The organism is Streptomyces sp. NPDC003393 (assembly GCF_053589015.1).
In genome coordinates this window covers 1-5,268 of the sequence record NZ_JBSFRB010000090.1, presented here as the reverse complement: position 1 = coordinate 5,268, position 5,268 = coordinate 1, and the positions used below count along the sequence as shown (strand labels likewise).

The 5,268-nt window shown below is 71.0% G+C and carries 5 protein-coding genes and 1 pseudogene; 3 read left to right on the top strand and 3 right to left on the bottom strand.

Annotated elements, in window-relative coordinates:
* Positions 1-227, bottom strand: a pseudogene (locus tag ACWDUZ_RS38380) (hypothetical protein); the annotation flags it as partial.
* A 479-nt stretch (positions 228-706) separates the two neighbouring features.
* Here ACWDUZ_RS38380 and ACWDUZ_RS38375 point away from each other — a divergent pair.
* Positions 707-3,007: a SpoIIE family protein phosphatase gene (locus ACWDUZ_RS38375; protein ID WP_451636461.1), complete on the top strand. Its 2,301-nt coding sequence runs from the start codon at positions 707-709 to the stop codon at positions 3,005-3,007.
* 20 nt (positions 3,008-3,027) lie between these two features.
* Here ACWDUZ_RS38375 and ACWDUZ_RS38370 read toward each other — a convergent pair whose 3' ends face one another.
* Both ACWDUZ_RS38370 and ACWDUZ_RS38365 read right to left on the bottom strand, forming a co-directional pair.
* Positions 3,028-3,432 (bottom strand): STAS domain-containing protein, encoded by a 405-nt coding sequence (locus ACWDUZ_RS38370; RefSeq protein WP_451636460.1) that lies wholly within the window; start codon positions 3,430-3,432, stop codon positions 3,028-3,030.
* Positions 3,433-3,512: 80 nt separating this feature from the next.
* Positions 3,513-4,271 (bottom strand): IclR family transcriptional regulator, encoded by a 759-nt coding sequence (locus ACWDUZ_RS38365; RefSeq protein ID WP_451636459.1) that lies wholly within the window; start codon positions 4,269-4,271, stop codon positions 3,513-3,515.
* A 118-nt stretch (positions 4,272-4,389) separates the two neighbouring features.
* Here ACWDUZ_RS38365 and ACWDUZ_RS38360 point away from each other — a divergent pair, with 118 nt between their 5' ends.
* Positions 4,390-4,599, top strand: coding sequence for an HTH domain-containing protein (locus ACWDUZ_RS38360; protein ID WP_451636458.1), 210 nt, complete (start codon positions 4,390-4,392; stop codon positions 4,597-4,599).
* Positions 4,599-5,162 carry a Clp protease N-terminal domain-containing protein gene (locus tag ACWDUZ_RS38355; protein WP_451636457.1) on the top strand — a complete coding sequence of 188 codons (564 nt, stop codon included), beginning with the start codon at positions 4,599-4,601 and terminating at the stop codon, positions 5,160-5,162. The genes ACWDUZ_RS38360 and ACWDUZ_RS38355 overlap by 1 nt, the downstream gene beginning before the upstream one ends.
* Positions 5,163-5,268: the final 106 nt, after the last annotated feature.

Sequence of the window (5,268 nt, the reverse complement as noted above, 5' to 3'; positions counted from 1 at the left end):
CGGTAGTGGCCGCCGCCGCCACCGCCGCGGTTGCCGTGGTCGTTGTTGTTGCCTTCGTTGCCCTTGCTGTTGTTGTTTCCGCTCTCGCCGCCCATCGGGGCCTGCTGGACGGCGGCGGGGGCGGTCTGGGGTGCGGGCGCGGCCGTGGCGTAGGTGATGCCGGTGGCGGCCAGAGCCGCGGCGGCCGCGACGCCCGCGGTGATCGCGTGGGAGCGTTTCATGATCATGGTGCTGTTTCCTGTCTCGGAGTGGGAGATGTCCGGCTGTGCGGCCGGTGTGATCGAACGTACTGATGGCCTCTGGGGCTGTCATTTCGGGCGTATGGGGGGTGCTGGTGGGAGGGGGCCGTTCGGGGTACGTGTGAGGCCGGAACGTGATCTGATGGCATGTCAAGGAACCGGTTGATTTTGCTGATTGACTGACTATTGGTCCGTCAAGGTGATCTTCTGACGGCCCCTCACCCGTCAGCGCCTCCGGTGGTCGGAAACCCCCGGCGCGTCACTGCTTGACACTCGGATCGCCGTGTGATCCGCGCTGCGGAATCGGAGGCCGCCGTGACCGTCGCCGGGCCGTCCCGGCCGCGCCGCCGACGTGTCGTGCGAAGGGTCGGCCGGCGCCGGTCGGGCGACTGTACGTGTGTTTCTGACCCGCGCCGGCGGGCCTGCCGTCCGGCACGTGGGAGGGATGCTGCAGGAGGTGCTGACCCATGATCGATCGTGACGTGCTCATGCTTGTCGCCGAGAACGGGCGCGTAGTCGAGTGGTCCGAGTCGGCCGAGGAACGTTTCGGACGATCTCAGAAGGAGGTCCGCGGCCGGCCCGTGGCTGAGCTCCTGCGCGAGCTCGCCGCCGGCGAGAAGGGAGAGCACGGGGCGTCGCGGTGGCCCGCACTGCGGATCAGACCGCTGCCGCGGGACACCTCGGTGGTGTGGGAGGTGCGGACCTCCGACGACGTCGCCACGGAGACGGACCGGGCCATCCTGAAGGCGGCGTTCACCCAGTTCCCGGTGGGACTGCATGTCCTCGACGGCCAGTTGCGCATCGTGCGCGTGAACACGGCCACCCGTGCCATGCGACAGGCGTCCCTCGACCGCTTGATCGGGCAACGCTTCTTCGAGGCGTACGGGGTGGAGGACCCGGAGGCCGAAGAGGCGATCGCACGCGAAGTCCTCGACACGGGCGTGCCGGTGATCGACCGGCTCGTCCGCGCCACCGTCACCCCGGGCGAGCGGCCCCTGGGCGTCTTCTCCGTCACCACCATGCGCATGCAGAACGACCGCGGGGACGTCCTGGGCCTGGTGGTGTCCACCGTGGACGTCACCGAGCGGGAACGGGCGCGGCAGCGGCTCGACATCCTCGGCGCGGTCCGTGAGCGCGTGGGGCGGCGACTGGACGTCATCGACGTCTGCGAGGAGTTCGTCGACGCGGCCGTCCCCGCGTTCTCCAAGATCGCTGTCGTGGAGGTGGTCGACGAGGTGATCCGCGGCGAGAACCCTCCGCTGGCACCCGTGGACCCGGAGGTGCCGCTGCGGCGGGTGGCGTTCAGGGGCCTGGTGTCGGCGCATCCCGTCGGCGACATCCGCCACCTGCCGCTCGGCACCCCGTTCATGCGGGCGCTGTCCGATCTCGAGCCGCGCCTCGTGCCCATCGAGGAGGGCAGTCCATGGCTGGCGGCGGACCCGGCCCGGGCCGAGGCCATCAGCGTCTCCGAGGCGCACTCGCTCCTGGTCGTTCCCCTGGCGCTGCGCGGTGAGGTGTTGGGCGTGGCCAGCTTCTACCGCCGGGAGCGGGAGAAGCCGTTCGACGAGGAGGACATCGCGCTGGCGCGCGACGCCTGCGCACACACGGCTCTGTGCATCGACAACGCTCGTCGCTACGCCCGCGAGCGCGCGATCGCGGCCACGGTTCAGCGACGGTTGCTGCCCCAGCACCCCGTGGACCTGACCACGGTGGAGATCTCGCACCTTCATCTGAGCGGACCCGAAGGGGGCGGCGCCTGGTTCGACGCGATCCCCCTGTCGGGTGCGCGGACCGCGCTGATCGTCGGTGAGGTCGCCGGGCGGGGCATGGCCGCCGCGACCGCCATGGGCCAACTGCGCACGGCCGTCAACTCGTTGGCCGCGCTGGACCTGGGACCGGACGAACTGCTGGCCCGGCTGAGCGACACGGCGGTCCGGCTCGCCGCCGAGCGGGCGGCCCTGCCGGCTGGAGATCCGCTGCAGCGGGTGCCGTTCACCGCCGGCTGCTCGATCGCCGTCTACGACCCTGTCGACCTCACCTGCATGGTTGCCCGAGCCGGGCTTCCGGAACCTGTGATCATCCGTCGCGACGGCGCCTGCGACACCATGTCCGTTCCCGAGGGGCCGGTTCTCGCGGGACCCGGTGACGCTCCGTTCGCCACCGCCACCGTGGCACTGGCAGAGGGGAGCACCCTGCTCATAGGGACGTCCGCGTTCGCGGACGAGTCCCTCGCCCCCTGCAGTCGCCTGCGTGCACTGCTGGACCGGGTGGCCGGGCGGAGCGTCAGGGATCTCTGCGACGCTCTGGCATACGAACTGGGCGAGGAGGACCCGCGCGACGAGAGGCTGATGCTGTTCGCCCGGACGCGGAGGCTTCCGGCCGACCGGGTCCTGACACGCGAGTTGCCTGCCGGTCCCGAGGCCGCACCGCTGGCTCGCGCCGCGACCCGACGGCGGCTGGAGCACTGGGGCGTGGAGGGTGATCTCGCGTGCACGGCGGAACTGGTGGTCAGCGAGCTGGTGGGAAACGCGGTGCGCTACGGGGCTCCGCCGCTGTCCTTGCGCCTGATCCTCGACCGCATACTGACCTGCGAAGTCAGCGACGCGGCCGCGAGCGCACCGCATGTGCGGCACGCCCGCACCGTCGACGAGACGGGGCGCGGCCTGTTCATCATCACCACCCTCGCCTCGAACTGGGGGACCCGTTATCGAGCGCAGGGCAAGACCGTCTGGGCCGAGTTGCCCGCGGGGGCGGCGCACACGGAGTGACGCCGGCCGCCGCCGGGGTCTCAGCCGCGGCTGCGAGGCCAGCCGGCCAGGCCGCTGCCCCGGGGGGCCTCCCGCGTCGCCTCGTGGACCGAGTCGTGGAAGGCGTACACGGAGTGCAGGCCGCCGGCCTTGAACACCTTGCGGACCCGGCGATCGGTGCAGGTGAGGAGCAGGGAACCGGCGTGAGCCCGGATCCGCTTGGTGATCGCCACGACCATGCCCAGTCCCATGGAGTCCAGGAAGGGCACCTGGCGCAGATCCAGAACGAAGTGCCGGTGACCTTCGTCGACGAGGCGTATGACGACGTCGCGGATGACGGGAGAGGAGCAGAGGTCCACGTCACCGGTGACACTCACGACGGTCCAGCCGTTCGCACCGTAGTGGTCAATCTGGTTGTCGCTTTCCGGGGTGAGCTGTGTGTGCACTCTCCGCCTCTCCTGCCGTCCGCGATGTCCGATATATCCATGAGACGGCTTCTGCGAGGTGCGTCACAAGGGCATGAGTTTCAGATAGTGAGCGAGAGGCCTCTGGTCACTCGGTCCGCCGCGTCGAGGAGCCGCGCGGCGGCCTCCCCGAGGGTGGACCTGCGGTCCCGGCGGAACGAGACGCCCAGGGCACCCGGCGTCCCGCCCCGGAACACGGGCACCGCGGCGCAGACGGTGCCCAGCGCGTACTCCTCCAGGTCGGTGACGACCGGGGTGTCGGAGGCGGTCTCCAGTCGCCGCAGCAGCTCCCTGTGGTCGGTGATCGTTCTGGGGGTGAGGTCGGGCAGGGGGTGCCGGGAGAGGTACTCGCGGCGTCCCTCTTCGTCCAGCTCGCGGAGCACGCACTTGCCCAGTGCGGTGGCGTGGCCGGCGTCCTCGAACCCGACCCACAGCTCGGCGCGCGGCGCCCGGGGCCCGTCCACGATCTCCGCCACCCGGATCTCGCCGTCCTCGTAGAAGGTGAGGTAGGTGGCGGCGGACAGGTCGTCGCGCAGCGACGACAGCATGGGGCGGACCCGGCTGAGCAGCGCCTGTGTCCGGCTGGCGGTGTGCAGCGACCCGAGCATCTCGCCGAGCACATAGGAGCCGTCCTCGAGCTTGTGTACGTATCCGTCGTGCGCCAGCGTCCGCAGCAGGTGGTAGGTGGTGGCCAGGGCCAGCCCGGTCTCCCGCGCCAGCTGTTTGGCCGGTGCGCCGCCTTCATGAGCCCCGACCGCCTCCATCAACCGGAAGGCCCGCTGCACCGAAGCGATGAGGGTGGGGGCCTCTTGCGCGCCCATGTATCCACCCTGCGCGCCGTGGCCGGTCACGGCAAGCCATGCGGGTCGGGTCGCCGGAATCGACCCGATGATGTCAACCGAGGTTGACATGTGGGTCCTGTCAACTTAGGTTGACATCATGAGCGGAGCAACCGAACTCGCCGCCCGGGCGGGTGATCGCGATCCCCGGGTCGGCCTGCGAGCCGTCGCCGCGCTGCGCCGGCTGCTGGAGCAGCTGGAGGCGGTGCAGGTGCGCAACGCGCGCAATCAAGGCTGGTCGTGGCAGGAGATCGCCAACGAACTGGGTGTGAGCAGGCAGGCCGTGCACAAGAAGTATGGGAGGCATTGATGTTCGAACGATTCACCAAGGAGGCCCGCCAGGTCGTCACCGGGGCGGTCGAGCAGGCCGAGGGAATGGGGGCGCGGTACGTCGACCCCGAGCACCTGCTGCTCGGGCTGCTGGATCAGGAGGGGAGCCGCGTGTCCTTCGCGCTGGCCGCCCTGGGGCTCGGCGAACGCAAGGAGTCGGTGCGGCGGGCGGTGCGGGAGGCGCGTCGGCGGGCAGGCCTGTCGCGGGCCGAGACCGAAGCGCTCGCCGGACTGGGGATCGACGTGACCGACGTCGTCGCCCGGGTGGAGGCGGCCCACGGGGCCGGAGCGATGGCCGCGGGCCGGACCGGCGCGGACCGGAAATCCGGGCACCGGCCCTTCGGGAAGGGTGCCAAGGAGATCCTTACGGGGGCCCTGCGCACCGCCGTCACCCACCGGGACCGCCACATCGGAGGTGAGCACCTCCTGGTGGCCCTGACGCTGCGCCCCGGCGTCGCCGCCGAGATCCTCGCCGACCACGGCGTGACCTACGAGTCGCTCACCCGCGTGCTGTACGGGACGGGCCAGGCGGCCGCGGGCTGACCCCGGCGGGGGGGGGGGGCCAGGGCGCGGACAACCGCTCCGCGTAAGCGATACACGGCCAAGGCGTCGCTCCGGCGCCAGGGCCCCGTACGACCGAACACCCACC